35 protein-coding genes are annotated in these 26,511 nt (G+C 69.6%); 16 read left to right on the plus strand and 19 right to left on the minus strand.

Features of this window, described 5'->3' with window-relative positions:
• Positions 1-272: 272 nt before the first annotated feature.
• Positions 273-791, plus strand: a complete 519-nt coding sequence (locus ASG36_RS14540) for a M23 family metallopeptidase (RefSeq protein WP_055765315.1) — start codon at positions 273-275, stop codon at positions 789-791.
• Between the two features lie 4 nt (positions 792-795).
• Here the strand turns inward: ASG36_RS14540 and ASG36_RS14545 are convergent, their stop codons facing one another.
• From ASG36_RS14545 to ASG36_RS14575, 7 genes are all read right to left on the minus strand, one after another.
• Positions 796-1,173, minus strand: a complete 378-nt coding sequence (locus ASG36_RS14545) for a DUF4267 domain-containing protein (RefSeq protein ID WP_055765319.1) — start codon at positions 1,171-1,173, stop codon at positions 796-798.
• Positions 1,170-1,733, minus strand: a complete 564-nt coding sequence (locus tag ASG36_RS14550) for a hypothetical protein (RefSeq protein WP_055765322.1) — start codon at positions 1,731-1,733, stop codon at positions 1,170-1,172. The genes ASG36_RS14545 and ASG36_RS14550 overlap by 4 nt, the downstream gene beginning before the upstream one ends.
• Positions 1,730-2,356: a class I SAM-dependent methyltransferase gene (locus tag ASG36_RS14555; RefSeq protein ID WP_055765325.1), complete on the minus strand. Its 627-nt coding sequence runs from the start codon at positions 2,354-2,356 to the stop codon at positions 1,730-1,732. The genes ASG36_RS14550 and ASG36_RS14555 overlap by 4 nt, the downstream gene beginning before the upstream one ends.
• A gap of 60 nt (positions 2,357-2,416) precedes the next feature.
• The gene (gene whiG / locus ASG36_RS14560; protein ID WP_082523163.1) at positions 2,417-3,229 is read right to left on the minus strand and encodes an RNA polymerase sigma factor WhiG; all 813 of its coding nucleotides are present in this window, start codon (positions 3,227-3,229) and stop codon (positions 2,417-2,419) included.
• Positions 3,230-3,288: 59 nt separating this feature from the next.
• On the minus strand, positions 3,289-4,245 hold the full coding sequence (locus ASG36_RS14565; protein ID WP_082523164.1) for a tyrosine recombinase XerC: 957 nt from the start codon (positions 4,243-4,245) through the stop codon (positions 3,289-3,291).
• A gap of 31 nt (positions 4,246-4,276) precedes the next feature.
• On the minus strand, positions 4,277-4,777 hold the full coding sequence (locus tag ASG36_RS14570) for a DNA-processing protein DprA (RefSeq protein WP_055765328.1): 501 nt from the start codon (positions 4,775-4,777) through the stop codon (positions 4,277-4,279).
• A 141-nt stretch (positions 4,778-4,918) separates the two neighbouring features.
• Positions 4,919-5,782 (minus strand): toll/interleukin-1 receptor domain-containing protein, encoded by an 864-nt coding sequence (locus ASG36_RS14575; RefSeq protein WP_055765331.1) that lies wholly within the window; start codon positions 5,780-5,782, stop codon positions 4,919-4,921.
• Between the two features lie 882 nt (positions 5,783-6,664).
• Here ASG36_RS14575 and ASG36_RS14585 point away from each other — a divergent pair.
• Positions 6,665-7,459: a hypothetical protein gene (locus ASG36_RS14585; protein WP_157498828.1), complete on the plus strand. Its 795-nt coding sequence runs from the start codon at positions 6,665-6,667 to the stop codon at positions 7,457-7,459.
• 86 nt (positions 7,460-7,545) lie between these two features.
• Positions 7,546-7,881, plus strand: coding sequence for a hypothetical protein (locus tag ASG36_RS14590; protein WP_055765342.1), 336 nt, complete (start codon positions 7,546-7,548; stop codon positions 7,879-7,881).
• Between the two features lie 479 nt (positions 7,882-8,360).
• Here the strand turns inward: ASG36_RS14590 and ASG36_RS21985 are convergent, their stop codons facing one another.
• Together ASG36_RS21985 and ASG36_RS21990 are read right to left on the minus strand one after the other, a co-directional pair.
• Positions 8,361-9,332 carry a hypothetical protein gene (locus tag ASG36_RS21985; protein WP_157498829.1) on the minus strand — a complete coding sequence of 324 codons (972 nt, stop codon included), beginning with the start codon at positions 9,330-9,332 and terminating at the stop codon, positions 8,361-8,363.
• Positions 9,333-9,338: 6 nt separating this feature from the next.
• On the minus strand, positions 9,339-9,776 hold the full coding sequence (locus tag ASG36_RS21990; RefSeq protein WP_157498830.1) for a hypothetical protein: 438 nt from the start codon (positions 9,774-9,776) through the stop codon (positions 9,339-9,341).
• A 1,073-nt stretch (positions 9,777-10,849) separates the two neighbouring features.
• On the opposite strand from ASG36_RS21990, the gene ASG36_RS14595 reads away from it, so the two are divergent.
• The 10 genes from ASG36_RS14595 (at position 10,850) to ASG36_RS22360 (ending at position 15,219) form a co-directional block, all read left to right on the plus strand.
• Complete coding sequence (locus ASG36_RS14595; protein ID WP_055765345.1) at positions 10,850-11,155, plus strand: hypothetical protein; 306 nt, start codon at positions 10,850-10,852, stop codon at positions 11,153-11,155.
• Between the two features lie 149 nt (positions 11,156-11,304).
• On the plus strand, positions 11,305-11,460 hold the full coding sequence (locus ASG36_RS21995) for a hypothetical protein (RefSeq protein ID WP_157498831.1): 156 nt from the start codon (positions 11,305-11,307) through the stop codon (positions 11,458-11,460).
• A 54-nt stretch (positions 11,461-11,514) separates the two neighbouring features.
• The gene (locus ASG36_RS14600) at positions 11,515-11,721 is read left to right on the plus strand and encodes a hypothetical protein (RefSeq protein ID WP_055765349.1); all 207 of its coding nucleotides are present in this window, start codon (positions 11,515-11,517) and stop codon (positions 11,719-11,721) included.
• 299 nt (positions 11,722-12,020) lie between these two features.
• Entirely contained in the window at positions 12,021-12,281 is a 261-nt protein-coding gene (locus tag ASG36_RS14605; protein ID WP_055765352.1) for a hypothetical protein, read from the plus strand.
• A 59-nt stretch (positions 12,282-12,340) separates the two neighbouring features.
• Complete coding sequence (locus ASG36_RS14610) at positions 12,341-12,712, plus strand: hypothetical protein (RefSeq protein WP_055765355.1); 372 nt, start codon at positions 12,341-12,343, stop codon at positions 12,710-12,712.
• Positions 12,713-12,722: 10 nt separating this feature from the next.
• Positions 12,723-13,307 carry a hypothetical protein gene (locus tag ASG36_RS14615; protein ID WP_157498833.1) on the plus strand — a complete coding sequence of 195 codons (585 nt, stop codon included), beginning with the start codon at positions 12,723-12,725 and terminating at the stop codon, positions 13,305-13,307.
• Positions 13,304-13,747 carry a hypothetical protein gene (locus ASG36_RS14620; RefSeq protein ID WP_055765361.1) on the plus strand — a complete coding sequence of 148 codons (444 nt, stop codon included), beginning with the start codon at positions 13,304-13,306 and terminating at the stop codon, positions 13,745-13,747. The genes ASG36_RS14615 and ASG36_RS14620 overlap by 4 nt, the downstream gene beginning before the upstream one ends.
• Positions 13,748-14,044: 297 nt before the next feature.
• Positions 14,045-14,590, plus strand: a complete 546-nt coding sequence (locus ASG36_RS14625) for a hypothetical protein (RefSeq protein WP_055765364.1) — start codon at positions 14,045-14,047, stop codon at positions 14,588-14,590.
• Positions 14,587-15,012, plus strand: a complete 426-nt coding sequence (locus tag ASG36_RS14630) for a hypothetical protein (RefSeq protein WP_055765367.1) — start codon at positions 14,587-14,589, stop codon at positions 15,010-15,012. Before ASG36_RS14625 ends, ASG36_RS14630 begins: the two co-directional genes overlap by 4 nt.
• Positions 15,013-15,054: 42 nt before the next feature.
• Positions 15,055-15,219 (plus strand): hypothetical protein, encoded by a 165-nt coding sequence (locus ASG36_RS22360; protein WP_200944508.1) that lies wholly within the window; start codon positions 15,055-15,057, stop codon positions 15,217-15,219.
• Here the strand turns inward: ASG36_RS22360 and ASG36_RS14635 are convergent.
• Positions 15,216-15,494, minus strand: coding sequence for a hypothetical protein (locus tag ASG36_RS14635; RefSeq protein WP_157498834.1), 279 nt, complete (start codon positions 15,492-15,494; stop codon positions 15,216-15,218). The two genes, ASG36_RS22360 and ASG36_RS14635, sit on opposite strands and share 4 nt — an antisense overlap.
• A gap of 249 nt (positions 15,495-15,743) precedes the next feature.
• On the opposite strand from ASG36_RS14635, the gene ASG36_RS14640 reads away from it, so the two are divergent.
• Entirely contained in the window at positions 15,744-16,307 is a 564-nt protein-coding gene (locus ASG36_RS14640) for a recombinase family protein (protein WP_055765372.1), read from the plus strand.
• Positions 16,308-16,353: 46 nt separating this feature from the next.
• Here the strand turns inward: ASG36_RS14640 and ASG36_RS14645 are convergent, their stop codons facing one another.
• Positions 16,354-17,091 carry a TIGR02391 family protein gene (locus tag ASG36_RS14645; protein ID WP_055765374.1) on the minus strand — a complete coding sequence of 246 codons (738 nt, stop codon included), beginning with the start codon at positions 17,089-17,091 and terminating at the stop codon, positions 16,354-16,356.
• A gap of 108 nt (positions 17,092-17,199) precedes the next feature.
• On the opposite strand from ASG36_RS14645, the gene ASG36_RS14650 reads away from it, so the two are divergent.
• Positions 17,200-18,039, plus strand: coding sequence for a hypothetical protein (locus ASG36_RS14650; RefSeq protein ID WP_055765379.1), 840 nt, complete (start codon positions 17,200-17,202; stop codon positions 18,037-18,039).
• A gap of 21 nt (positions 18,040-18,060) precedes the next feature.
• On the opposite strand, the gene ASG36_RS14655 is transcribed toward ASG36_RS14650, so the two are convergent.
• The 3 genes from ASG36_RS14655 to ASG36_RS14665 all read right to left on the minus strand — a co-directional run bounded on the left by ASG36_RS14655 (position 18,061) and on the right by ASG36_RS14665 (position 20,470).
• Entirely contained in the window at positions 18,061-18,378 is a 318-nt protein-coding gene (locus ASG36_RS14655) for a hypothetical protein (RefSeq protein WP_055765382.1), read from the minus strand.
• 124 nt (positions 18,379-18,502) lie between these two features.
• A complete protein-coding gene (locus tag ASG36_RS14660) occupies positions 18,503-19,546 on the minus strand; it encodes a hypothetical protein (RefSeq protein WP_157498835.1) in 1,044 nt (347 codons plus the stop codon).
• A 210-nt stretch (positions 19,547-19,756) separates the two neighbouring features.
• The gene (locus ASG36_RS14665) at positions 19,757-20,470 is read right to left on the minus strand and encodes a TIGR02391 family protein (RefSeq protein WP_162245198.1); all 714 of its coding nucleotides are present in this window, start codon (positions 20,468-20,470) and stop codon (positions 19,757-19,759) included.
• Positions 20,471-20,653: 183 nt separating this feature from the next.
• On the opposite strand from ASG36_RS14665, the gene ASG36_RS14670 reads away from it, so the two are divergent.
• On the plus strand, positions 20,654-21,247 hold the full coding sequence (locus ASG36_RS14670) for a hypothetical protein (protein WP_055765392.1): 594 nt from the start codon (positions 20,654-20,656) through the stop codon (positions 21,245-21,247).
• Between the two features lie 13 nt (positions 21,248-21,260).
• Here ASG36_RS14670 and ASG36_RS14675 read toward each other — a convergent pair whose 3' ends face one another.
• The 5 genes from ASG36_RS14675 to ASG36_RS14695 are packed head-to-tail and all read right to left on the minus strand — an operon-like array spanning position 21,261 to position 26,445.
• Entirely contained in the window at positions 21,261-22,256 is a 996-nt protein-coding gene (locus tag ASG36_RS14675; protein ID WP_157498836.1) for a hypothetical protein, read from the minus strand.
• Between the two features lie 52 nt (positions 22,257-22,308).
• The gene (locus tag ASG36_RS14680) at positions 22,309-23,838 is read right to left on the minus strand and encodes a recombinase family protein (protein ID WP_082523167.1); all 1,530 of its coding nucleotides are present in this window, start codon (positions 23,836-23,838) and stop codon (positions 22,309-22,311) included.
• Entirely contained in the window at positions 23,835-24,548 is a 714-nt protein-coding gene (locus ASG36_RS14685; protein ID WP_055765401.1) for a DNA-processing protein DprA, read from the minus strand. The genes ASG36_RS14680 and ASG36_RS14685 overlap by 4 nt, the downstream gene beginning before the upstream one ends.
• The gene (locus ASG36_RS14690) at positions 24,545-26,059 is read right to left on the minus strand and encodes a YifB family Mg chelatase-like AAA ATPase (RefSeq protein ID WP_055765404.1); all 1,515 of its coding nucleotides are present in this window, start codon (positions 26,057-26,059) and stop codon (positions 24,545-24,547) included. Before ASG36_RS14690 ends, ASG36_RS14685 begins: the two co-directional genes overlap by 4 nt.
• Complete coding sequence (locus tag ASG36_RS14695) at positions 26,059-26,445, minus strand: YraN family protein (RefSeq protein ID WP_055766223.1); 387 nt, start codon at positions 26,443-26,445, stop codon at positions 26,059-26,061. The genes ASG36_RS14690 and ASG36_RS14695 overlap by 1 nt, the downstream gene beginning before the upstream one ends.
• Between the last annotated feature and the right edge of the window lie 66 nt (positions 26,446-26,511).

Below are 26,511 nucleotides of genomic sequence, written 5' to 3' on the forward strand. Positions count from 1 at the left end.
GCTTCCTCGGTTGTCGCGGGCGCCGGGTCGGCGCCTCGCCCTGGTGTCCCGGACGAGCCACTCCCCCGCTGGGCGGGACCGAGGAGGCGTCGCCCCACCGCAGTGGCGGTGGGAGGGGGACACGCGAAGTCGACCGGTCGTGAGACCAGCCGCGTACGAGAGCATACGCCCCGGCAGCGGGTGGTCCCCGCCGGTCGTCCCCAGGCGGGGCCGCCGTCCACAGGTGTGCCCGTCGAGCACCGTTCGGCCCGTCGCGGCCCGAGGCTGACGGGGTGTCCCGGGTACGCGTCGCCGTCGTCGTCCTCGCCCTGCTGTGGGGCGTGGTCGCGGGCCCGGGACCGGCGGCCGCCGCTCCCCCGGCAGCGGTGCCCGTGGGTCTCTACGGCTGGCCGGTGCCCGGGCCACCGGTCCTCGGCCGGGTGCTGGACCCCGAGGCGGGCCGGTACGGCCCCGGGCACCGCGGGGTGGACCTCGTCGCCGCGGTGGGGACGACGGTGCTGGCGGCCGGGCCCGGCGTCGTGGTGTTCGCCGGCCAGGTGGCCGGGCGACCGGTGGTGAGCGTCGACCACGCCGGTGGGCTGCGCACCACCTACGAGCCGGTGACGGCCGTGGTGGCAGCCGGGCAACCGGTCGCGCGGGGCACCCCGCTGGGCACCCTGCTCACCGGCCACGCGCCCTGCCCCGGCGAGGCCTGCCTGCACTGGGGCCTGCGCCGCGGCGAGGTCTACCTCGACCCGCTCACCCTGCTCGTCCCACCCCGCGTCCGACTGCTGCCGTGGGAGCCGGGGTGAGCGGTCAGCGGCGACGCCAGTGCAGGAGGCCCGCCGTCGACGTGGCGAGGACGGCCAGCGACAGCACCGCGCTGCGGGCCTTCGTGTCCCCACCCCGGGTGGCGACCAGCACGGCTGCGGCGTCGATCCCGGTCAGCAGCAGCGTCACCTCGGTGGTGCGCTGGGCCTGCGGTGGCGGGGTGACCAGCAGAGCGGCACCCATGGCGATGTTGCGGGCGGCGACCAGCCGGACGAGGAGCGGGAGCGCGACGTCGGTGTGCGTGGCGTCGGCCCGGACGCCCAGGAGCCGGGCCATGCGACGGGGGGCGAAGAGCGCGACGGTCCCGAGCCACATGGACAGGGACCCGATGCTCAGCCGCGTGGTGGCCCAGGTGTCGGTCATCCCCGGTCCCTGCCCAGGCCTCCCCCAGGACCAACCGCCTCCCGGGAGCCGGCGAGCACCAGGACGAAGGCCAGGAACGGCAGGGTCACCACGCTGGCGACCACGTCGCTGACCGCGGCGACGGCGAAGGCCCCCACGGCCGGGGAGTCCAGCGGGCCGAGCAGCCGGTCCAGCCCCAGCGCGGCCACCGAGGCGGGCAGGGTCAGCAGCGCGGAGACGGCACCTCCGGTCACGAGGCCGGCCAGCACCGTGCGGGGCGCACGGCGGACCGCCACCCAGGCCAGTCCGGTCCCCCGGCGCAACGCACCGGACCACCGGGCCGACCCGTCGTGGGTCAGCCCCGCCACCACGCCGGTCACCCAGAGCTGGGCCACTGCGGCGGTGAGCACCCCGACGACGGCCACGGCGAGCGCGTGCCACCCGCTCGGGTCGTCCCAGACCAGGACCTTGCGGCCCACGTCGGGGACGGTGTTGACCAGCGTCGCGAGCAGGGCGGCCAGGTAGGCGGGCCCGGCGTGCCGGCGCAGCAGTGCCAGGGCGGAGCGGAGCGTGCCGGTCACCGGCGGGTGGCGACGCCGAGCAGCCAGCGGCCGCCGGCCCGGCTGCGGTGGGTGCGGGCCGGGACGTCGAACCCCGCTGCCCCCAGGGCGAGCAGCAGCTCGTCCTCGGAGAAGCGGTCCGCCGGGTGCCGGGAGACCGCGCGCAGCGGGCGGGAGTCCACGAACCGGGCGGTCATCTCGGCGTAGGCCAGCCGGCCGCCGGGGCGGAGCACCCGGGCGTACTCGCGCACCGCGGACCGCCAGTCCACGACGTGGTGCAGCGTGTGCAGCGAGACGACGAGGTCCTGGCTGTCGTCGGCGGACGGGAGGGCGGTGGCGTCGCCCTCGCGGACGACGACGCGGTCGCCGAGGTCGGCCAGTGCGGCCCGGGCGGCGTCCACCGAGGCCCGGTGCACGTCCAGCGCGGTCACCGAGGTGGCACCGAGCCGGGTCAGCGCGACCCGGGCACCCAGACCCCGCCGCCCGGTGCCGACGTCCAGGGCGGTCTCGCCCCGCGCCCCCAGGTCGGCCAGGGCGCCGCCCTCGACGCGCAGGCCGATCTCGAAGCGGGCCCGCGAGTCCACCCAGAGCCGGTTGGCGTCGACGAGGGTCGGCGGTGGCCGGCGGCCAGGGGTGACGGTCATGCCGGGGGCTACCCGGCCGGGCGGGAGGCCGACACCACGGTCGGCCTCCCCGCCGCGCCGTCAGGCGATGTCGGCGAGCTTGGTACGCAGGTGCAGGACGGCCTTGGTGTGCAGCTGGCAGATCCGGCTCTCGGTCACCCCGAGCACCCGGCCGATCTCGGCCAGGGTGAGCCCCTCGAAGTAGTAGAGGCTGACCACGACCTTCTCCCGGTCGGGCAGCTGCTCCACGGCCCGGGCCAGGAGCTGGCGGGCCTCGCCGTGCTCGGCCATCGCCTGGGGGTCCAGGGCGTCGGAGTCCTGCAGGGTGTCGACCAGCCGGGGGCTGCTGCCGTCCTCGTCACCGAGCAGCTCGTCCAGAGCCACCACGTTGACCAGGGACAGCTGGCCGAGGAACTTGCGGATCTCCTCGACCTCGACGCCCATCTCGGCGGCGACCTCGGCGTCGGTGGGGCTGCGCTGCAGCTGGGTCTCCAGCGCCGCGACCGTGCGCTCGAACTCCCGGGCCCGCATCCGCACCGAGCGCGGGATCCAGTCGGTGGAGCGGAGCTCGTCGATGATCGCGCCGCGGATGCGGGCCATCGCGTAGCTCTCGAACTTGACCTCGCGGGAGGGCTCGTACCGGGTGATCGCGTCGATCAGCCCGAAGGTGCCGTAGGAGACCAGGTCGGCCTGCTCCACGTGCGCGGGCATGCCGCTGCCGACCCGGCCGGCCACGTACTTCACCAGCGGTGCGTAGTGCAGGATCAGCCGGTCCCGCAGGCCGGAGTCCCGGCCCTGCACGTAGCGCGCCCAGAGGTCGGCCAGCGCCGCGTCGGCCGGGTCGACCGCCCCCGCACCACCGCCGCTGATCGGGTGGACCGTCGCCTCAGCCACGTGTCCACCTCGCCGAGCCGGTGCTCCCGTCGGACATCCCCGTCACTGCTGCGTCCCCCTCAGGCCCGTGGGTGTGCTCGCGCATGCACCGCACGGAGCCGTTCGACCGTCACGTGCGTGTAGACCTGCGTCGTCGCGAGGCTAGCGTGACCGAGCAGCTCCTGGACCGAGCGGAGGTCGGCACCGCCCTCCAGGACGTGCGTGGCGGCCGAGTGCCGCAGCCCGTGCGGGCCGATGTCGGGGCTGCCGGGGACACCCGCGGTGGCCGCGTGCACGGCGCGTCGGACCTCCCGGGCGTCCAACCGCCCGCCGCGCACGCCGAGCAGCAGCGCGGGCCCGCTGTCGGGGCGGGCCAGCACCGGTCGGCCCGCGGTCAGCCACCGCTCCAGGGCCTGCTCCGCCGGCACCCCGTAGGGCACGCTGCGTTCCTTGCGGCCCTTGCCCAGCACCCGCAGCAACCGGCGGCCCCGGTCCACGTCGTCGACGTCGAGCCCGACGAGCTCCCCGACCCGGATCCCGCTGGCGTAGAGCAGTTCCAGCGCCAGCGTGTCGCGCACCGCGGCGGCCCGGTCCTCGGCGGTGGCGTCGGCGGCCGGCGGTGGCCGCTCCTCGAGCACCGCCCGGGCCTGGTCGACGGCCAGGACGTCGGGGAGGGTGCGGTGCCGGGCCGGGCTGGCCAACCGGAGGCCGACGTCGTCGGCGCGCACCCCGGTCCGCCGCAGGTGCGCGGTGAAGGACCGGGCCGAGGCGGCGCGGCGGGCCGTGGTCGACCTCCCGTCCCCACGGGTGCGACCCAGGGCCAGCCAGCTGCGCAGGGTCGCCAAGTCGAGGTCGGCCGGGCTGGTGCCGCCGCCGCGCCGGAGGTGGTCCAGCAGCGAGACGACGTCCCCGGTGTAGGCGCGCACGGTGTGCTCGGACAGGTCCCGCTCGACGCCGAGGTGCTCGACCCAGGCCTCCAACGGCTCGAGCAGTGCCGGGGGCAGCCCGGCACGCAGCTCCGCGGTCCGGCTGGTCACCCGACGACCCTCTCCCCCGGTCCGGTGGTGGTCAACCCACCGCGCCGTCGGCGGACCGCCCCTCCCCCGTGACCCGCCAGCCCGTGCCCGTCCACTCGACCAGCCCGGCCAGCTCCAACGCAGGGAGCACCCGCAGCACGTCCAGGCCGGTGCAGCCGGCGATGGCGGCGAGCCGGTCCGGGGAGACCCCGGTGCGGACCGGGCAGGCGTCGAGCACCCGCCGGGCGACGTCGGACAGGTCGTCCCGCGGACCGGCGGCGACCGGTGGTGGCTCGGCCAGGTCCGCACCCAGCCGGCCCACCGCCTCCAGCACCTCCGCCGCCGACGTCACCAGCAGCGCCGGACGGTCGGCCTCCTCGCGCAGCAGCTGGTGGCACCCCACGCTCATCGCCGAGGTCACCGGCCCCGGGACCGCCATCAGCACCTTGCCCAGCGACCGGGCCCGGTGGGCGGTGGCCTGGGCCCCGGAGCGGGCGGCGGCCTCCACCACCACGGTGCCCCGGGTCAGTGCCGCGATCAGCCGGTTCCGCACCAGGAACCGGTCGGTTACCTACTCAGACGCAACAGGTGGACGCGCGTCAACCGGACGGGGTTGACCAACGTCAGATACTTGGCCGAGCCTGCTGTTACGCGGGTAGGGGGTGGGCCCGCCAGGCGCGGCCGAGGGTGGGCGTCAGCCCGTCGGGGTCACTTCATCCGTGCCCGGGGGGCGGATCCTGCGGCGGGTGACTAGTTCCCACCCCACTTCGTCCACGGCCTTCCTCATCGCGAACTTGACGGCGTTCCGCTCTTGAGCCTCCATGTGAGAAGGAGCTATGAGCCGAACAGTCTCGGCCTCTTCGTCGATCGACACCGTCAACCCCGGATGGTTTGCCGCCAGAGTGTTGGAGACCGCCCGCAGCCGTTCGACGTCCGCAAGCACCTCGTGGGTCCGCACCGACTGCGTTCGGGCTGGAGACGGCGACTGGGACGCTCGATCGTTGGCCTGCGCACGCAACAGCTCCAAAATCTCCTCCAGCAGCTCTCTGTCCTCCCGCTTCGGGCTCGTTACCGTTGCCGTCGGCGCCGCGACGGCGTCCAACTTGACCTTCAGCTCGGGCCACGTGCGCACGAAGGCGCGACGAAGAGCAGGCTCATCGCGGCTCGTGTCCAACGAGTTGTTGATCGCTTTGACGGTCTCCCAGACACCGTCTTCGTCGTCTCGCACTGCCATGAACTCCGAAAACGGCGACCCGACGTCGCCAGGGCTCAGATCGTGCAAGAGCGGAACAACACGTGCCGTCGCCACGGTCTTGCTCAATGCGCCCGCCTCAAAGTTCAACCATGGGGCGCCGAGGTTGCTTGGCGTGCAGCACAAGATGCCGAACGAGCTCTCCTCCAACTGTTCCGCGATGACCGTTGACCACCGAACGCCCGCGCCGTTGTCCTGAGCGCTCATGTACGGGTCCACCGCCTCGAACATCTCCGGGAGCCACTCCCGCAGCGCCTCAGCGATCTGCTTGCTCTCAGGGCCGGACCAGCTGATGAAGACCTTCACAGCTGAGACTCAACAAGCCCGGTTGACGGTCGTCAACCGGCGAGCGGGTAGAGCCGGGACGCCGACACCCACTGCACGACCCCGCGCTCGGTGACGATCAGGCCGTGCCAGCCACCAAGGCCCGGCCGACGACCCCACCCATACAGACGAACAGGTTCCACAACGTCACTGACGGACCACCGGGGCCGCACGACGGCTACGTCAACCGGGGGCGTCACCGGGTCCTGCACCCGGGCCAACTCCTCGGCCAACTCCACGCTGACGACCGTCACACCGACCACCGACAGTCAGTCAGCAGCCGTGGTTGACCCCCGTCAACTCGGCCCGACGGACAGACCGACGGTGCTCAGCGAACTCGGGTGCCAGTACCCGACGAGGGCTGTAGTACTGGACCCGTCCGGCCCTCTGGCCGGGCATGAAGTGGCCCCGCATCCGTTGGTAGCGGACCGGGGCCGTGACCCGACTTTGTAGGAGTCGAGCGCCATGACCATAGCCGTTGACGACCGTCCGGCACCCGCGTTCTTGCCCCTGCTGCCAGGCGATGCGTACCGCCTGCACCACGGCCGTCCCCACGCCCCGGGCGCCGACCTCGGTCGACTCAACCGGCGCGGCATTGACCAGGACGGTGTCCCCCTCGGGTGGACGGGCGCCTACAACTACCAGTCCGACCGATCCTTGGTCTTCGACCTCACCCGGGCGGCCCTGACGCAGGGTGTGTGGAGCCGGGAGGAAACCTTCGGGCACCTGATCGGCGGGGTCGGGGGCGCGTGGCTCCTGGCGCAGGAAGACCCTCAGAAGGCCTTCGACGCCGTCGCCGCGGACATCAAGCACCTGGGGTCACCCCGGCACTCTGTTGAGTCCGTCGTCCGCCTAGTCCTCAGGATGGCCGACAACCTGGAGCCCGTGCGCCGGTGCCATCTGGTCGCCGGGCTGACTACGTACTTCGCGGGCCGGGACAAGCCCGCCACCCCCAACAACGGGGACTTCAACTGGATCCTCGACTTCATGGCCGCCGAGGGCTTCACCAGCGAGACCAGGAAGGTCGGCCCTAAGGGCAAGACCGTCGCCCGGTGGATCTACCGGACCACCAAGGGCAGCGTGGACCAGATCGTGGCTCTAGTCGTCCAGGCTGCGAGTGCTCGCATGAGCAAGATCAAAAACCACACCCGTCGAGTTGCACAGACAAGTCCGTCCCACACAGGAGCACGCGTGAGCGCCCCCGAGGGTGCCGACCAGGACCACCAGGTCACCGACACCGTCCACGAAGGTCAAGACCCGACTCAGTTGGGGGTCGGGGTGCTGGTGGAGACCACGACGACCAAGCCCGAGTCCATCGACCCCAAGATCACCCCCCGAGACACCCAGGAGGCCGAGAAGGCCGACACGGGCAGCACCGACCACCAGATCAAGACACCCCGACGGCCGCGAGGATCGAGCCGGGTGCGAGCTGCGCTGAGCCTCGCCCGAGCACGATGCCAGCGGGTACTCCGACGTCGGCAACACCACCAAGCCACCGACGTCCCCGAGGAGCAGCCCACCCCCGCCCCGGCACCCAGGAAGCTGACCCTCACCGAGATGCGCGACGTCGACCCGTGGGGCATCGACAGCGCCAACCAGGCCCAGGAGCCCACCCCGACGTCGACAACGTCAGGTAGGGCCCAGGAGGGCCCACGCTGAACCCAGCTCAGCCCACCGGGTGACTCACCTGGACACGCAGATCAAGGTCTGGTGGCGTCCGACGCTCCCAACCACGTAGAAGGAGCATGACCACCGCGATGGCACCGCCCAAGAAGACCGCCGCCGACGTCGTCAGCGACTACACCCGGGACCTCACCCGGCTCCAGGTCCAGCTCCAGGTACTCCAGGAGCGCCACGTCGAAACCGTGGCAGCCGACCCCCGGGCCGCCGGGGAGCTGGCCGACCGTCTGCGGACCGCAGCGCGTGCGCTGACCCACGCTGCCGACAGCCTGGATGGGCAGCGCCGGACGGCCCACGAGGCCGCGGCACCGGCTCCCCGCCCGAGCGCGAGTGACCTGCTCATGGACAAGACCCCCAAGGTCATCACGGTCGTGCGCGTCGAGGCCACCGACCCGGCTTAAGCACTTGACCGCCCTGCGCCTCGCGTAGAGATCAGCCTCTTCACCAAGCCTCCCCGCCCACACTGGCGCAACCAACCCCACGCGGGGCTCAAGATGGGCCTGCACCGTGAAGAAGTGAGGGAGCTGAGCAGATTGCCAGGCGCTACCAACCCGTCAAGGTATTGCGTCTTCAGCAAGACCTTCCGGACGTCCACCCGTTACAACTTCAGTCAGAGCCTCGCACGGCCCGCGCCGGGCACTTCCGCCCCTATGCCTAGAAGACCGATCAGTGGTCTCGCACGACTCGGCACGGCTGAGGGCAGATGCGAAGGCAGGGCCGCCAGGGCCCTGCCTGAACTACCAACAGGCACTTTGTGCGCTTGGCGACTAAGTGCGAATGCCGATCATTGTAACGCTAGGGTACGGGTCGGGACAGGAGAAGGAGTTGACGCTCAAGCAGGCTTTAGTCGGGCCCAATGCGGCACGGGCGGCGAAGAGCATCATTTTAGTTGCCTAATTGTTGCTTCTACCGAATCGAAAGCATAGCGAGGGAGACTATAGCGCATGCGAAATTGTTCACGAGCGTAAAGCCGAGCCGCAATTGGATCTGTTTGGGCGCGCTCGATAATTTGCGCAACAATATGGTCGACCGTTCGGCGTGATGGAATTATCGTCCGCTGCCAAGAGCTAGTTCCGGTCTCGGTGTCAACCTGTGAATTCTTGATTACGGCTATCCAGCAGAACGTCTCCTCGATCACGATCGTCCCCTGATGTAACCGGCGTCGATCTTTGAGTGTGAATATTGGCATCAAGAGGGTACGACGCATACTTCTAACCGGATTGATCATGGATTCAATGGGGCTATTCTCGAGTGCAACGAAATCGCGCTGGCTGAACTCGTCCTCAAGCATGTGCACTAAAAAGGTGGTGTTTACGTGATAGCAGGCCACGAAAAGTCGACGAAGATTGTCGCACCAGACCTCATAATTAAAAGATTCGTTGATCAGGCGAGACCGAAGGTCGTTGAAACTCGAAACTGTGAACTCGAAGAGAGATTGTAGCGCTCCAGATGACGCCGTCTGACACATGAGGAATAACGCTCGTGCCATTTGATCCTGGAGGAAATCCTTTCTCGGTGTCCTGCTGTCAACCGGGATATTGGAATCCAACAAGGAGCCCAGGAGCTCGACGCGGATTATCTCGTTAGCCTCCTCACTAAGACCCTCTACCGCTAGCCGTCTTGCTATCTCGAGGAGTGACATCAAATGAGATGCCCATAGCACGCTGATTTTCTCGCTAATTACCAGCTCATCAATTTCCTGAGCTATAGCCTCGATCCTCTTACCTATTGGAATGCTTGACCTGGCGGCCTCTTGGATTGCCTCTCGCGTGAGTGGCGGTAATGGTGGGCAATCAACTCCTCCCCGCGTTCCCGCCAGGAAAAGGGAGGGGGCGGCCTCGGCACTATTCACGGACGCCTACTCGCTACTGCGGTTACGCTCGCGGAGAGCCTCGCGCATATTGTTAACCACGCGGTTGACTAGCTCTTCGTCAATGCCACGCTCTTCCAAGGAACGCCGGGCAGCATGTAAAATCGCCCTCTCAAACTCGTCCTCCCTGACCTGAGAAAAAGCGGAGATTAATTCCAACGCAAGGGCTCGGTGGTCTACAGCGGGTTCGTTCTCAGATGCCCTCGTCCTCGCCAACAGTTGATCAAGGACGCCTCGGCCACTGTATGTAATTGTCGCGACAAGCGACCCGGCAGCACCAGTCAAAATGGCAAAAACTGCCTGCTCGATCCATTCTGATGCCAGGGCATTTCGATGATCTACGTACTGCACCTGCAGCAACTCTGCATCATCAGACACCGCGTCGATCAGAGCCAGGTAGGTTTCAATTGGATCGCCTTTAGGCACTACTCCCCCTTATATCGCACGCTAAATATGACGTTCCGCAGTGCGCAGCCGTGCGATCGACACGCCCTCCTGAACAGCCCCCGCGGGCCAGGTCGGTGTTGACGTACGCCGCACCCGCCGGTCTCGAAGAGTGTTCCGGCAATGTAGTTGGTGACGTTGTGGAAGCCAAGGGCGGAGCCGCGCGGAGGTGCTCGACACCCGCACCCACGGCCTCGTTCTCAGGCCGGGAACCGACCATGGCGGGCGGGCCTGGCAGGTCGCAGACCGATTGCACACAGAAGGAATCGCGGCGCTCGCGATGGCGTACAGGGTTCGCGTCTGGGGGGCGAACGTCCAAGATGAACTGGCCGCCCCCATCAGAGGTCAAGGTGTAAGGCGTCACGGCGTCGACCATCTCCTAGAGGTATCCCTGGCGCCTCCGCGATCTGCATGATGTACGAGCCCGACCAGCTGATGAACACCTTCACGGCCGGTACTCGATTGACCCACGTTGGCGAGCGTCAACCGGCAAGGGAGTAGAGCCGCCGCGCGGACACCCACTGCACGACACCGCGCTCGGTGACGATCCGGCCGTGCCAACCACCAAGGTCCAGCTGACGTTCCCACCCGTACAACCGGACGGGTGCCGGTGGAGATCACGACGACCAAGCCCGAGCCCATCGACCCCGAGATCACACCGGGATCGTTAGGGGGGCCACGAAGGCAGACATGGGCAGGACCAACCACCAGATCGAAATACCCCGACGCCCGCGAGGATCAAGCCGGGTGCAAGCTGCACTGAGCCGTGCCTGAGCACGGTGCCAGCGAGCCCTACGACGTCAGCGCCACCACGACTTGTCGGTGCCAGGCCAACCCGCCCCCCACGAAGTCACTCCCACACCGCGACACAGAAGCTGACCCTGAGCGAGCTGAGCAACTACGCCGACCAGGGCATCGACGCCGGTCACCTGGCCAATGAGCCCATCCCGACGTCGATAACGTCAGGTGGGCGCCACCACAGGGCGGAGTTGACTGCTCCCTGCCGAGATCACCACGCGGGTGGCGTCAGCACCTTACGAACACGTAGAAGAACCGTGACCACGACGACGAAGACCCCCAGGACCGCCTGGCTGCCCGCGACGGTCATCCGGACGCTCGCGACGCTGCAGGCACAGCTCCGGATCCTGCAAATGGGCCACGACCGGAACACCATCGACACCCGGGCCGCTCAACAACTGGCGACTGAGCTCCGAGATGCCGCTCAAGTGCTCACCCACGCTGCCGACCTCCTCAACCTCACCATTCGGGACGCCTGCGAGGACAAGCCCGCACGCATAGTTTGCGAGGCGTCCGAGGTGGACTTCTCGGACCTGCTTGCGGCTACCAGAACCGAGATATGAGCAACCCGCGACGGACCTCTGGCGGCGGACAGCCTCACGACCCCGGCCCTGCGACCCACCCGACCGGCGATAGCCCCAGGAGGGGCCAACGCAGGGCGAAGCTGACCCCTCCGGGTGACCCGCTTGTCTTCGCTGGTCGAGCTGCACCGATGGTCGACGAGGATGACGCGGTGGACCCCGACCTCATGGATCAGCACGAGATGCCCAAGTTCACTGACCCGTCGGAGGTCGCGATCTGGGCTGGCTACCAGGTGCACTGGCTGGGTCGGGTCTTCACCCGCGATGAGCTGTGGAACCTCGTCTAGCACTACGGCAAGCGCGAGGCCCCCTCGATACTCGCCGAGCTGCGCTTCGAGGACGTGATGGACCGCGATCACGGCGCCAACTTCGTCTACGACGTCTGGCACATGGCCGAGGCGCCCTTACAGCTGGCCGGAGAGGGTGAGTGGGCGACCCTGTTCAGCTGGGTCGGGTTCGCCAGGAACGGTGCGCGGGCTCGACGACCACGCAAGGTCATGTCCCTCTACCGGGGCGCCGTCGAGGGACACGAGGTCGGCTCGGCCTAGACCGAGGATCGGTGACCGCCCAGTGGTTCGCCGACCGGTGGGCATACCAGGCCCACCCGGGCGAGGTCTGGACAGCACAGGTGGAGGCCAAGTACCTGCGAGCCCACATCACCTCGCGGGAGGAGAGCGAGTGGGTCGTTGAGCCTCACGCGTTGGAGACCACCGAGGCACCACCCCTGCCTGAGCCCCACGTGGACTCAGAACCCTCCACTCCTGACTCCCCCACTTCGCGACGCCACCAGCCCCACGTAGGACCCATGAGGGCCCGCGATGGGCTCGCACCGTGAGAGCGTCCGGCTGTGACCAGCTACCGGATCGGCCAAGCACGCAGGATGCGCACTCTCGGCTCCTCGATGGACGGCCGGGACCGTGCGGTGGAAGTACTCGATGGCCCGCTCCACGCACTGGCCCCCGACCAGGTACACGCTGACGGTGACCAGCTCGGCACTGCCGTCTGTGGGGACCGGGTGCAGCTCTCCGGTGAGCGCGAGTTCGACCCCGCGATGTTGGTCGACGTCGGCATCTGCCCCCGCTGCCGCCGCAGGGTCGCCGCCGACTAGACCGACCACGAAGGCCGGCGTTCGAGGGGTTGAAGGCACCCAGCTCCGAAGAAGTAGGTGTGGGACACCCGAGCAAACAACTCAACCGGCAGTACGTCGCCGAGCTGATCTCGCACCTGCGCGGCCACGGCTTCCCCGGCGCCCATCTGGACGCCGCCACGTGCACGGTGGAGCTGGAGAAGACCGACTCCTCAACGGCCACCACGTGGGCACTGCGAGCCCGTACAGCCCGCCAGATGCTCCTAGCCGCCTCGGTCGACCGGGCCCGCGCTGACGCAGACGCCCTGCACCGCCCGCTGGCCGCCACCATCCAGCGCCGGTGGGGCTCCCCGGTCGAGGCGTCCTTCGTCACGCTGAGCCTGGCCGACTTCACGAGGGTCATCCAGGCCACCACGACCGCCGAAAGCGCCGGGGAGGGACCCCGTGCCTAGGCCCTGCACCGTGTGCCACCACGAAGAACGCCGCCAGATCGACGCCGACCTCCTCCCCACCGAGCCCTTCCGCCGTGTATCGCTGGAGACCATCGGACGGCGCTACGGGCTCTCCCCGCGCAGCCTGGGGCGTCACCGGGACGAGCACCTCGCCCCGCAGGTGAGCCTGGGCATCCAGCGCCAGCACGAAGACATCCGCATCGGCCAGCTCGTCGACCGGGTGCTCGCGCAGGTCGGTGCAGCAGCCGACATCCGGGACCACGCGATGCGAGAGGGAGACGGGCGCCTCGCCCTGCTGGCCTCCCGCGAGGAGCGAGACGCAGTCACCTTCCTTGTCGACCGGCTGGGCATCGCCAACGACGGCGCCCGCGCCGAGCTGGCCGAGGGCGTGGCGTTCAAGCACGCGGTGTTCGACCTCCTGGGCAAGGCCCCAGAGCTGGCCGAGGTCGCCGCCAAGGCCGTGGAGCAGACCGGCCAGGAGGAGATGGCTGCCGCCCTCCGCTCCCTCGGTGAGGCCCACCTCCAGCGCCGCGCAGCCGGTGATCCCAGCGCCCGACTCCAGCTCGTCCGCCCCAACAACGAGGAGACCCCATGACCAGCACCCAGACCGAGACCACCGAGGCGCCCTTCCAGGTCCACTTCGTCGGAGGAGGCATCACCGTCCCGACCCAGGTCGACCACGAGGGCAACGCTTCCTGGGCCGAGTGCTTCGGCTACGGCGCGGACTTCATCGTGACCCCCGAGATCCTGGAGGCCGCCCGCCGGAACTCCAGGGACGGACGCAGCATCTTCGACCTCTCCGAGGAGGAGCAGGTGGCGCGCTGGGGCGAGGTCAAGCTCAAGCGCGGCCCATGGCCGGAGGGCAAGACCCGGCACGAGCCCGGTGGGATCCGGTGGATCACCGCCCGCGAGGAGGCCGTCTACCGGGCCAACAACCTGGCGACCGAGGGTGAGCAGAAGGCCGCCCGCGCCCGCATCGCGGCCGAGTTCGGCCCCGTCCCCACCAAGCAGAGTTCGACCTTCATCGTCCGCTGACCGCACAGACTCCCGGCCCGAGAGTCGCTCCTCGGGCCGGGCTCCAGCTTGGCGCCCCGGACGGCGGCGACGCCGTCGCCAAGCTGGACAGCTTGCACCGGGACCTCGTGGCACGGACTCCTCCGAGGTCCCGGTGCAGGCCCCCAGCACCACGGCACGACCCCGCCGACTTCCAGCGGGGCGCACGGCAGCCCCCAGCCGGGATTGGAGCCTCGGCTGTGGGTGGGGGGTCCTCCTGGCCCGCCGTGCGCCCCGCTGGGAGCCGGAACCCCTAGCCCAGACAGCGAGGACACCGCCATGAAGTACGACCCCAGTCAGCTCACCGTGCTGGCAGGCAAGCTGCGGGGCAAGCCGCAGGACCCCCAGCTCATCGCGACGACCAACTCCGAGCGGGGTGGGGTCTACGACTCCCCCACCTACGCCGCCAGCCTGGAGGGCCGGGCCCAGCAGGCCACCCCCAGCCGGTGGCAGCAGACCGAGATCGACCGGATCACCTCGGAGTACGCCCCGGGCTCCTCCAGCCCCTCCAAGGCGCCGCAGCGGCCGTCGAACGCCGCCTTCTCCGACCGGGTGGAGCTGACCGCCCCCGAGGTCGAGGCCCTCGACGACGAGAACACGTTGGCCGACGGCGACGACAACGGGGTCCAGCGGCAGGCCGCCCACCCCACCGCGTTGGAGATCATCGAGATCGACCGGATCACCGCCGTGCACGCCGACGCTCTCGGGCTCCCCCCGACCGGCGGCACCGAGTACCTCGATGACAGCCCGGAAGCCCACGAGGTCACGCGCATCCTCGGCAGCGTCGAGTCCCGGGGTCTCAAGCCCCGGCCGGTCACGCGATGACCGCCCCAAAGTTCCCGCTGCACCTAGTCCCCACCCCGGGGACCGCGCTGACAGGCGGGAAGGTCAACTATCAGCCCGGCATGCTCTACAGGTTGTCGGAGAACGACTACGAGAACAGCAAGAACTCCCTCGGCCGGAGCTGGATCGATGGACTCAGCGAGGCCGACCAGCTCGGACGCTGGAACCGCATCCAGATACAGGTGGTGGAGGACCACGTCGCGCGCCCCGGCGCCGCGCTGGTGCGTCTCAGGGCGCTGGCGGACGTCCCCCTCCAGGGCTCGGGCCGCCTTGCCGCCGGGGAGTCGATCGTGCTCACCGCTGAGCTGATCCGGCAGCTCACCTGGCTCGATCCGGAGACCCAGCAGAGTGCCTACGGACGGGTCGTGCTGGTGGTCGAGCCCATCAACCCCGAGGACGAGTGACCACGATGCCGCGTCGCAGCGAGCAGAGGGAGCATCGACGTCGTGACGACCGACGAGGACAACGTCGACCCGGCCGCCGTGGCCGACACGCTGCGCAAGCTGCTTAACGCCGTCGATCATGGCGAGATCACGGCGACGAGGGCCGAGCGCCACCGGCTGGAGGGTGCTGTCACCGCCCTGGACGCGGTAGCCCAGACGTCGAACTAGAAGGCCGACCCGATCAGGGACAGCAGGTGCACCACGGTGATGGTCAGCGCCACGATCGCGAGCAACGCCCCGGCCTGCCCCTTGCTGGGTGCTCGATCCCGAACAGCGTCACCGATCGATACCGCGATGCCACCCAGGACCGCACACCCGATCAACACAGTGAAGTTCCAGTCGTTGGTGAACAGCCACCACCCGAAGTGCACAGCAGCCACCCCCAGGGTCAGCAGCGCCAAGATCAGCGCGGAGACCGCCCGCTGCTCAGCGCGCACGTCCATGGCGACATCCCCGTTCATGCCGCGCACAGTCTCGGAACGCAACCACGCTGTCAACGACCGGGGCGACCGTGTCCCCCGTCAGGGCGGCACTGGACTCGTAGTTGATCTTGTCCAAAGCCAGGACAGTGGACACCTCACCCTTAGACCCCTGCAAGGGCCTAGATGACGCCCCAATAGCGTCTCAAAACTTGTTCCAAAAGAATGCGTCTCAGAAGCTCATAGCTCGCCGACTTGTGAGACGCTTGCCCTATGGCCACCTTGGGGTACCTCAGAGTCAGCACCGACCGGCAGTCGCTCGACCAGCAGCGGGACGCGCTGGAGGCCGCCGGGGTCGAGAAGTTCTTCGAGGACAAGATGTCCGGCAAGGTCGACGACCGCCCGGGGCTCCTCGCGATGCTCGACTACGCCCGGGACGGGGACACCGTGGTCGTGGTTGCCCTGGACCGGCTGGGCCGCTCGCTTGGCTCGATGATCCAGACCATCGATCAGATGCAGGCTGCGGGCATCACGCTCAAGTCGCTGCGCGAGAACGTGGACTTCTCCACCATCACCGGCACGCTCATCGCCCAGATCTTCTCGGCCCTGGCCGAGTACGAGCGCAAGCTCACCAACGAGCGCGCGGCAGCCGCCCGGACAGCAGCGGCAGCCCGGGGTCAGCACACCGGCCGCCCTCGGGCTCTCACCCCCGAGCAGGTCAAGACCGCCCAGCTCATGCGCAACAGCGGCGTGACGATCTCAGAGATCAGCAAGGCCGTCGGCGCCAGCCGGGCGACCATCTACCGGGTGCTCGACACCACCAAGACCCCCGCGTAGGCCCCGAGGGCCTACGTAGAGCCCTGACAACGGCCCGACCGGGGCCTCAGCGCTCCACGGTGGCTGCGTCGGCCCAGCGGGCGACCATGCTCAAGGCCGCAAGCTGCTCCAGGGCCTCGGCTTCGGTCAGCTCACCCTCTACGTGGGCGACCGGGTTCCGGACGGCTGAGAACCACCCTTGAGCCAGCAGGTGCGCGCCCCGCTGGATGCTCTCGGCGGTCGGAGTCCCGTCGTTGGGAGGCACACGCAAGCGCGGCTCAGCAGCGCTGCCAGCCTTCGGTGAGAACGCGGACTGCACCAACGTCGAGTCCTGGATGTCGGTCCGCCCGACCTTGTTCTGCATCTCAGCGTTGACCCGCTTCCCGGCGGCCCCGACCGCGTCCCGGTAGTGCCCGGTGCTCCAGAGGGAGCGGGCGCCGTCCCACACCCAGGAGTGCATGCTGGCCGCCGAGAGATCCGGGGCGTCGTCACCCAGGTTGGCCCGCACCTCGTCCTGACGGCGCAAGACAGCCTGAGCGCGCTGTGCAGCCTCGCGGTGCTGGATCCAACGATTGACGGTCTTGTTGTCGTCCGAGGGCACATCGACCCGCCACCTGGGGAGAACCCGATCCAAGATCTGCTCGACGACCTGGGCCTGCTCCACCATCGGGGCTTGCGGCCCCCGGGTGTAGAGATGGGCCGTCAGGTTCACGATGCCGGGTGTCGCGGCTGGCCGGTGAAGCTCGGTCAGCCGCAGGAACTCATCCAACTCCCCGATAGCCCACTCGACCTTGATCCCCGCCATGGCTGCTCCCCCGCTCGCCGAACACGAAGACCGGACGGTACCGAGCCGTACGACTCGCCGACCCCGCACACCCCTTGGACTGTCGGACTCCCGGGCCACGATGCCCCCATGACCACCCCTGCGATCGACCCCAACACCGTGCTCACCGGCGTCTGGCTCAAGCTCGGCCACGGGCGCAACGTGCTCGACATCCTGCTCAAGGAGATCGGCCGCGTGGTGGAAACAGGAAGCGCGTCTCCACCCCAGATCAACGGGGACGGCACGTACTCCGCCATCTACGCACCCACCCAGGAGCCCTACCCCGAGATGGGTCTCCTCCTGGGCGACTTCGCACACTGCGCCCGGTCGGCCCTAGACAACCTGGTGACCGTCCTGGTCCTGCGCAACGGTGGGCAGCCCATCAAGGACAACGCCTTCCCGATCTACACGAGGCGAGCGGACTGGAAGAAGAACGTCATCAAGCGCCACTCGCTCGGCGAGGGCCCGTTGGCCAACGTCAGCCAGGCCGACTACGACGCGATCGAGCAACTCCAGCCCTTCAACGACACGTCAGTGGCCGACCCCGAGGACAACCTGTTGGCGATCCTGAGCCGGGTCAACAACGCTGACAAGCACGCGATGTTGCACACCGCCGTTGCCTACTCGGCACCCGTCGACCAGAAGGTGCTGCGGGTCAGCCCGCCCACCCCGGTGGAGATCATCTGGAGCCGGGAGCCGTTCGAGGCCCTGGTGCCGGGGACCGAACAGACCCGCTATCGGTTCGTCGGCCCTGCGCCCCAGGGCGACTGGGTGGTCCTCATCAACTGGCCCATGATCGTGCAGTTCACCGACCACCTGGGCCGAGCCGTCCCCTACTTCAAGCTGACCGCCATCTACAACGCCGTCGGCGAGACCATCGACACGTGCCTCGGACGTAAGACCGACGAGGGAACCGCCCCGAGCCAGTAGCCCGGGGCGGTCCGTGTCCGGTCAGCCCTTGGCGAGCCGCTTGAGACCGCGCTCGACACCGGCGAGCGTGAGGCCGCAGCCGACGAAGTTCTCGTCGTCACCGGCTTCGCGGTAGAGGACCCAGGCCCCCGACACATCCACGACGCCGTACGTGCCCTTGTTGGGCTCCCAGCGGGAGGTCACGATGCGCAGGCCCTGCTTGCGCGCCAGACGGCGCAACCGTGCGAGACGCTGCGCGTCTGCGATCTCCTTGTTTCGACGCCGGATCAACCTGACCAGCCCGGGGAAGGCTCCCTCGGGGATCTCGAAGTACCCGTTCTTGTGCTGCTGTGTGCTCATGTGGGGCTCCTTGCGACAGGTCCCCACGCCTCCTTAGGCGCGGGGTGTCTGCCCAGCCCTGATTACACGCATACGCATGAACAAGATGATGCAGAGCCTGTCAAGACGAACGGATTGACCTGCGTCAACCCTTCACCCGCAGCTCAGTGATCAACCGCTCGATGATCGCCTGGAGGTCGACCGGCGCCGGGGAGTCGCTACCCGACTGCCGACCCGGGATGGCCGGCACGGCCCCGAAGGCCCGGGACGCGAACGCCTTGCGCACCTCGGAGACGTCGGCCGTCGTCATCGGCGCCGCGAAGGCGTCCACGGTCTTGAGCTGGACCTCCAGCGACTTGGCCCACTGCGCCACGTGCCGGTGGCGCCCGCCCTCACGGGCCAAGTACGCAGCCAGCCCGAAGCCGGGGAGCGCGATGATCGCGCGCGAGATCAGCTCGGTGACCGCGACGTCGGTGTGCGGCACGAAGAAGGCGACGATCACGATGAACGCGACGACAACAGCGATGGCCGCCCCCAGGAACAGGTCGGCGCGCTTGGACTCGTTCTTAGCCAGCTCTGAGAAATGGGTCGCCAGCCCAAGCGAGCCAGACACGCCAGCAGCCTCGCGCTGCGTCTCCAGCGTGGCCTGGGCCGCCTCAACGGCGGCGTCCAAGGTGGTCTCCTTCACCCGCACCCGAGCTGCGACGCGTCGAAGGTCCTCTTCCTCCGCGATCCGCCGCCCCGTGTCGAGAAGAGCCTGGGCGTCGACGAAGAATCTTTCCCGGTTAGGTACGTCCCCGAGACCGCTCCAAGCGTTCGCGGTGGCCTTGGCCAACTCCTGCGCAGACGTGATCAGGTCGTCGGCGAAGGACTCGATGTCGAGGCTTTCCGGATCGAGTTCTTGCCGCATCAGGCTCAAGAACTCCCGCCACAGGATGACGGTGCGGTCTCCCTCGCCCGCCACCGTCAACGCCTCGTCAACACGCTTGGCGACGTACGCGCTGCGGTCCGCGCCCGTGGTGACATTGCTGGCTTCCGGCCACCAGAGGCCACGAAGCTTTGACACGACATCAAGCACCCTCTCGAGGGGCGCGTCAGTGGGGAGGCCAGGTGGCCCCACAGCGACGCTCTCCCAGAGCTTCCGGATGCTGCGGTGGAGCTCAGTGATCTCCCGGACGTACTCCGCCATGACTCCCCCGTGCTCCCCAATGAAGGGGCAGCCTCCCACGAGGTGGGTCCCACTCAGGGGTAGTTGAGCTCCTCGGCAGGCCCAGGCAAGACCTCCGGCTTGTCCTCCAGGAAGACCCCGGGTGGCCATGAGCAGCCACGCAGCTGCCGAACAGGCGGCGACGCCACATGGTGGGCGGGAAATGCCGCACATCGCGCACGATGTCTGAGGCTAGTGATCGCGTACTGAGGGCCCGCTGGGCGTCGTGAGGATCTCGGCGTCCTCGATGATCCGGGCCACTACGCTCAAGGCTGTCAACTTCTCGAGAGCCTCCTGCTCCGCCCACTCGCCCGTCTCGTGGGTCGCCGGGTTTCTGATGTACCCGTACACCCCCTGGGCCAGGTTGCCCGCCCCCTGCTGCAACCCCTTGTCGAACTTGTTCGACATGTCCGCTGCGACCCGAAGTCGAGTCTTGCCCGGTGCAGGCGCATCGACGCCGAACGCGTCTTGCATCAGCTGCTGGTCGTTGATGTCGGTCCGGTTCAAGCGTGCCTGGGTCTGCGCGGAGATGGCACCGGCCGCAGCACTGACGGCCTGTCGATGGTGACCGCTGTTCCACAGGGACCCCGCCGAGTCCCACACCCACGGATGCAGTCGCGTGGCGCTCAGAGTGGGCCCGGGCGTCTGGACCGACGCGATCAGCTGTCGGTCCCGGAGCTTGCCGAATGCGCGCATGCAGTACGGCCGGTAATCGAGGTAGGCCTGACCCGGGTGCCCACCCCACGAGCTGGGATCTGCCCTGTAGGGCAACTCCTCCAGAGACTCCAGGATGGCCTCCACGAGCGGAGCCCGTGTCATCAGCTCCTCAAGGGCATCCTCGATCTCGGACTCGGCACCCTCGTGCTGCTCAATCATGTGGATGGTGGCCGCGAACTTCTCAATCACATCCCGCATCGACCGCACACGCTGCGCATCCACTGCCGACTGCGATCGAGACCTCGGCACGCGTCTCGGCATCTACCCGCCCCCCCCGACCCCATGTAAACGCGATGACCGGACGGTACCGAGTCAGTCGACACACCTACGGAGACCCCACGGCCTGTCGATGCCTAAGGTCACGATGCCCCAGTGGACCCCGATCTTCCCTACTGGCTGGTCATCACGGCTAGCGCCCTAGGAGGTGCAGGGCTCACCGGACTCGTCACGGCAGCCACCAAGGTGGTTGACCTCCGTCATCGGCACGACGACACCAAGCGGGACCACTACGTCGCCTTGCTAGATGCCCTCGACGCCTGGCACCGGGCCACGGTGCCTGCAGCGATCGCCGCCTCCCACGGCCTGGTCCCGGAACCAGACGGGGGCTTCGACGCCGAGGACGAAGTGCACTTCAAGCTCCTCCGAGACAATGCCTCGGAGATGGCCCAGGCCGTGGAGCCCTTCTTCACTGAGGCCCGCTTGGCCTTCCAGCGTGTTTCCTTGTTCGCCCCGTTCGACGTACTCGACGCGGCCCAGGCCTTCTACAAGGCGCTAGAGCGCGACTACATGCAGCTGTTCGCCAACGTCATCCGGCCACCGGTCGAAATCTTTATGCCGACTTGGCCGGAGGACGCGTGGCGGAGATACCAGAACACGGTCCGTGGGGACCTTGGCTTCAAGGTCAGCCGCCGGGTGGACCGAAGCGGGCACCGCAGTCGACGGGAGCCGCTCACTGGGGCCAGCTAGTCGACCGAGCAGCCTACTTCTCCGGCCTTGCCTTCATCTCAACGAGCAACCGCTCTAAGACAGCCTGCACGCTGACTGGCATCGCAGCCTCTTCCTTGGCCCCGTTGCCCGAGGCCAGCATTGGGACCTCCCCGAAGGCACGGTTGGCCAGGATCATCCGGACGGATGCCGCCTCGGTGGCATCCAGAGGCTTCGTGAACAAGTCCACGGTGAGGAGCTGCACGCGAAGCGTCCCCGCCCACTGGGCGGCCTTGCGGTGCCGGGCGGACTCGGCCGCCAGGTACGCAGCTACCGCGAAGAGCGGGACTGAGAAGGCGCCTCGTTGTATCACTTCAGCAGTGGTCCGATCCCCGGGGATGAGGCGGGCCAGAGCGACGACAGTGCCCACGATGATGAGTCCTGCCAGGACGCGAAGGATCTCGGCCTGTCTGCGTTCGGATGAGCGGTACTTCTCGAAGTGCTGTGCCAGCTCGCCGGTCGCGATTTCGCCAGCATTAACCCGCGTGGCGTCTCGAACCTGCTGCACCTCCGCAGCCGCTTGACTGATCGAGCGCCGCTGCAGCTCCGTGTCGAACGCATCGCGTAGCTGTAGGAGACCGAGGCGTGCCGCCTGAAGGCGCTCAGAGTCAAAAACATCAGGCAGGCTGGAGTAGGCGTCGTGCAGCACGCCCGCGAGCTGACGTCCCAGATCTAACAGTGCGACAGCGATCCGCTCGGAGTCCGAGCCGGACGTCCCATCAGCGGCCGCAACCACCTCGTACAGCTGGCCCCATCGGACGACAGCGACGTCCGTAATCGACCTCATCTGCGCAGGCGAAAGATAGTCCGCCCACTCTTCGGACGTACCGAGCACGAGGTCGCCGCGAGGTGTCCACTCGACCAGCTGCATCCACAGGGGGAGCATCCGGTTGACGAGCTTCCACGCGCCGTCAGGAAGCGCATCGGCACCGTCGACCATTCTTCGATCGACCCGCACCACACTTGCTTCCAAGGCCTCCAAGGACGCCACGTCTTCCCCCAGTCCGCGATGAGGGGTCAGCCAACCACGGGGTGGGTCTCGCTCAGGGGTAGCTGAGCACCTCGGGCGTCTCCCCCGGCTGCAGGTCCGCCAGCCGCTTGACCACGAGCCGGTCTGGGGTGCGCCCCGGCAGCACCGTGACCCACAGGAAAGCCTTCACCAGCTCCTGCCGCTGACGCAGCTCCAGAGCGTCGAACCTCTCCCCCAGCACCCGGGTGACGTCGGCCGCGTCCATGAGGGAGACCCGGCCATCGGCCCGGCCCCACAGCTTGGCGTGCAGGTCGGCCACCAGGAAGGCGTGCGCCGACTGCGCTCGCAGGTCGCGGAGCTGGGTGTCCACGTCGTCCTGCTCGGCGGTCAGCTTCGCGATGGCGTCCCGGGTCATGGCCCTCGGGATGGCGACGTCGGCCAGGTCGTCACCCAGCTCGACCAGCCGAGCCCGGATCTGACCCCGCCGGGTCTCCAGCAGCGCCTGGAGCCGCGCAGGTGACCCGTCCGCGACGTTTCCGACGGCGGACGTCGCCGCGTCCCGGACTGCCCGCACCAGCTCATCACGCACCAGGGCATCCAGCTCGCGACACCGGGCGGTGGTGTGCCGCCCGGGCGCCCCGGTGACCTTGGTCAGGTTGCAGCGGTAGGTCGGGTGGTCACCTGAGGCTGTCTTGATGTTGCCCGTCCTCATCGTCTCCCCGCAGACGCAGCGCGCGATGCCGGACAGCAGCCACACCGGGTCGCTGAGGGGCACCAGCCGCCGCGTGGAGTCGTGCAGCCGGGCGTGCACCGCCTCCCAGGTCTCGACGTCGACCAGGGCGTCCCAGCCGCCCACGACGCCCTCACGGATGCGCCCGTGACCGTCGCTGTACCGGCCGCAGTTGTTCACCCGCAGCAGCACCTGCTGGACGTTCCTGGCCCCCCACCGGTTGCCACGCGAGGTCTTGATCCCACGGTCGTTCCACCGCCGGGCGACTGATCCGAGCGAGCCTCCGGCGACGACGTGTGCGTACGCCCAGGTCACCTCCGGCCCCTCTACCGGGTGTGCCTTGGTGCGGTCCTTCTTCTGCTTTAAGTACCCGAAGGGCCGCACACCGCCGCCCACGAGCTTGCCCGCCTCCCTGGCCGCCCGGATCCCCGACGCCTGCCGCTCGGACTTCCGGCGCACCTCCTGACGGGCCATGGCGGCCCTCAGGGTGGCCAGGAACTCCCCGGCGGCATCGGCGGGGTTCACGATGCCGTCACGCACCGTGTGCCAGGTGACGTCGGCTCCCAAGCAGGCCACCACCAGCCGCTGCTGGTCACCGACCCCACGGTGGAACCGGGACTCCTCCACGGCGAGCAGCACGTCGTACTGGCCCGCCTCCACGTCGGTGAGGAGCTGCTCCCACCCCGGCCGGGTCTTGCCCGAGGTGGCTGAGATCCCGTCGTCCTCGTAGATGGCCCCCGGCACCACCTCGTAGCCCTGACGCTCCGCCAGCTCCCGGCACTCCGCGAGCTGCCCACCGACCTTGTCGGTGCCCTTCACCGCCCGGGAGATCCGCACGTAGATCGCTGCGCGCCTGGGCGTCGGGGTGCTCATTGCCTGAGAGTAGCCAATCTGTGCCGGAGGGGCGCGCACCCCGGCGGCCACTCGCTGACCAGCAGCCCGTCCTGCAGGACCCGGTCGAACAGGGTGGCGTGCCCGGCCGGGTACGGCCGGTCCACCCCGCAGGCGAGCACCACGACGGTGGGGCCGCCGGCGGCCAGGGCGCCCCGGTGGGCGGCGGCGTCGATGCCGAACGCCCCGCCGGAAACCGTCGTCCAGCCGCGGGCGGTGAGCCCGTGGGCGAGGTCGGCAGCGACGTGCTCGCCGTAGGCGGTGCTCGCCCGCGACCCCACCAGGGCCACCGCCCGGTCCACCGTCAGGTCCAGCCGGGCCGCACCGCGTACCCAGAGGCCCAGTGGTGGCACGAGGGCCGTGGTCCGGTCCCCGGTGTGCCCCTGCGCCGCGGCGAGGGTGAGGCAGTGCAGCTCGTCGGCGGGCCACTCGTCGTCCTCGGGGACCACCAGCCGTGCTCCGAGGCGGTCGGCGCGGTCGAGGTCGGCGCCGCTGCGGTCCTCCCCGGCCCGCGTGCCGACCAGCGCCTGCAGCCGGGGCGGCGCGGCCTCCCCGTGCAGGGCGGTCGCGGCGGCCACCGGGCCGACCTGCTCCACCCAGTGCCAGAGCTCGAGGCTGCCGGGCTCGACGGCCCGGGTCAGCCAGGCCCGGGCCCGGCGGACGTCCCGCACCGCGTCACCGTCGACGCTCACGCCGCCACCCGCTGCAGCCGCAGCCCGAGTGCCTCGGCCACCTCGTCGGGGCCGGGCACGGTGCGCCCGGCCAGGTCGGCGAGCGTCCAGGCCACCCGGGTCACCCGGTCGAAGCCCCGGACCGACAGGGCGCCGCGTTCCAGCGCCCGCTCGGCCAGCGCGAGGGCGGCCCGGGGCACCGGCCAGCGCTCGCGCAGCAGCCGACCGGGCACCTGCCCGGTGGTGCTGAGCCCGGTGCCGGCCATCCGCGCCGCGGCAGCGGCCCGGGCGGTACGCACCCGGGCCGCCACGACCGCGGTGGACTCGTCGGCGGTGTCGGCGTCCAGCCAGCCGGCCCGCAGCACCGCCGGCAGCTCCACCCGCAGGTCGATCCGGTCCAGCAGCGGCCCGGAGAGCCGGGACTGGTAGCGGCGGCGTTCCAGCGAGCTGCAGGTGCAGGCGGTGTCACCCGCGGCGCTGGCGCACGGGCAGGGGTTGGCGGCCAGCACGAGCTGGGTCCGGCAGGGGAAGGTGGCCGAGCCGTGTGCCCGGTGCACGGTCACCGAGCCCCGCTCCAGCGGCTGGCGCAGGGTGTCCAGCACGACCCGGGGGAACTCCGGTGCCTCGTCGAGGAACAGCACCCCGCCGTGGGCCCGGCTCAGCGCACCGGGCCGGATCTGCCCGGAGCCCCCGCCGACCAGGGAGGCCGCGGACGCGGTGTGGTGCGGGGCGACGAAGGGCGGCCGGGTGACCAACGGGGCGCCGGGAGCCAGGGTGCCGGCCACCGAGGCGACCGCGGTGACCTCGGTCGCGGCGGTCTCGTCCAGCAGCGGGAGCAGGCCGGGCAGGCGCTCGGCCAGCATGGTCTTGCCCGCACCGGGTGGACCGGACAGGTACAGGTGGTGCCCACCGGCAGCGGCGACCTCCACCGCCCGCCGACCCGTCACCTGGCCCACGACGTCGGCGAGGTCGGGCCCCGGTGCCGGGACGTCGCCCGGGCCGCGGACGTGCCGGGGCAGCCGGTCCCCGGTGAGGTGCCCGAGCACCGCGGCCAGGTCGCTGGCGCCGACGACCTCGACCCCGGCCACCAGCGCCGCCTCGTCGGCGTTGACCTGGGCCACGACCACCCGGGTGTGCCCGGCGCGCCGGGCGGCCAGCACCGCCGGCAACACGCCCCGCACCCCGCGGACGCTGCCGTCCAGCCCGAGCTCACCGAGGAACACCAGGCCTTCGGCCACCCCCTCGGGCACCGTGCCGGCCGCGGCCAGCACGGCGACCGCGATGGCCAGGTCGAACCCGCTGCCCTGCTTGGGCATCGACGCCGGGCTCAGGCCGATGGTCACCCGGCGCTGGGGGAAGTCGTGACCGGTGTTGCCCAGCGCGGCCCGGACCCGGTCGAGCGACTGCCGGACCACCGCGTCGGGCAGGCCGACGAGCACCACGCCCGGCAGGCCCGACGCCAGGTCCACCTCGACCTCGACGAGCGCCCCGGTCACCCCGGCCAGCCCCACCGACCACGTGCGTGCCAGCATCAGAACGCCGCGCGCAGGTGGGTGACCCGGGCCGGCCGGCCCCGGGTGACGAGCACGGCGACGACGTCGAACCGGATGTCGCGGGCGTGCTCGTCGTGGGCGGCGAGCCAGGCCCGGGCGAGCAGGCGCAGCCGTTGCTGCTTCACGACCGTCACCGCGGCGGCGGGCACCCCGTAGCCGGTGCCGCGGCGGGCCTTGACCTCGCAGAAGACCAGCGCGTCGCCGTCCCGGGCGACGACGTCGAGCTCACCGCGCCGGGACCGCCAGTTGCGGTCCAGCACGGTGAGCCCGGCGTCGGTCAGGTAGCGGACCGCGATCTGCTCACCCAGGGCACCGAGCCCGGCTCGGGTGTCGGCGGGTGGGGGTCGGGAGTCGGTGGCGGCCACGTCGACGACCGTCGCCCGTCCGGGCACCGCGTGGGGTGTCCGGACCAGGTCTGTGGACAGCCGCCC

Source organism: Geodermatophilus sp. Leaf369 (assembly GCF_001424455.1).
GTDB lineage: Bacteria > Actinomycetota > Actinomycetes > Mycobacteriales > Geodermatophilaceae > Klenkia.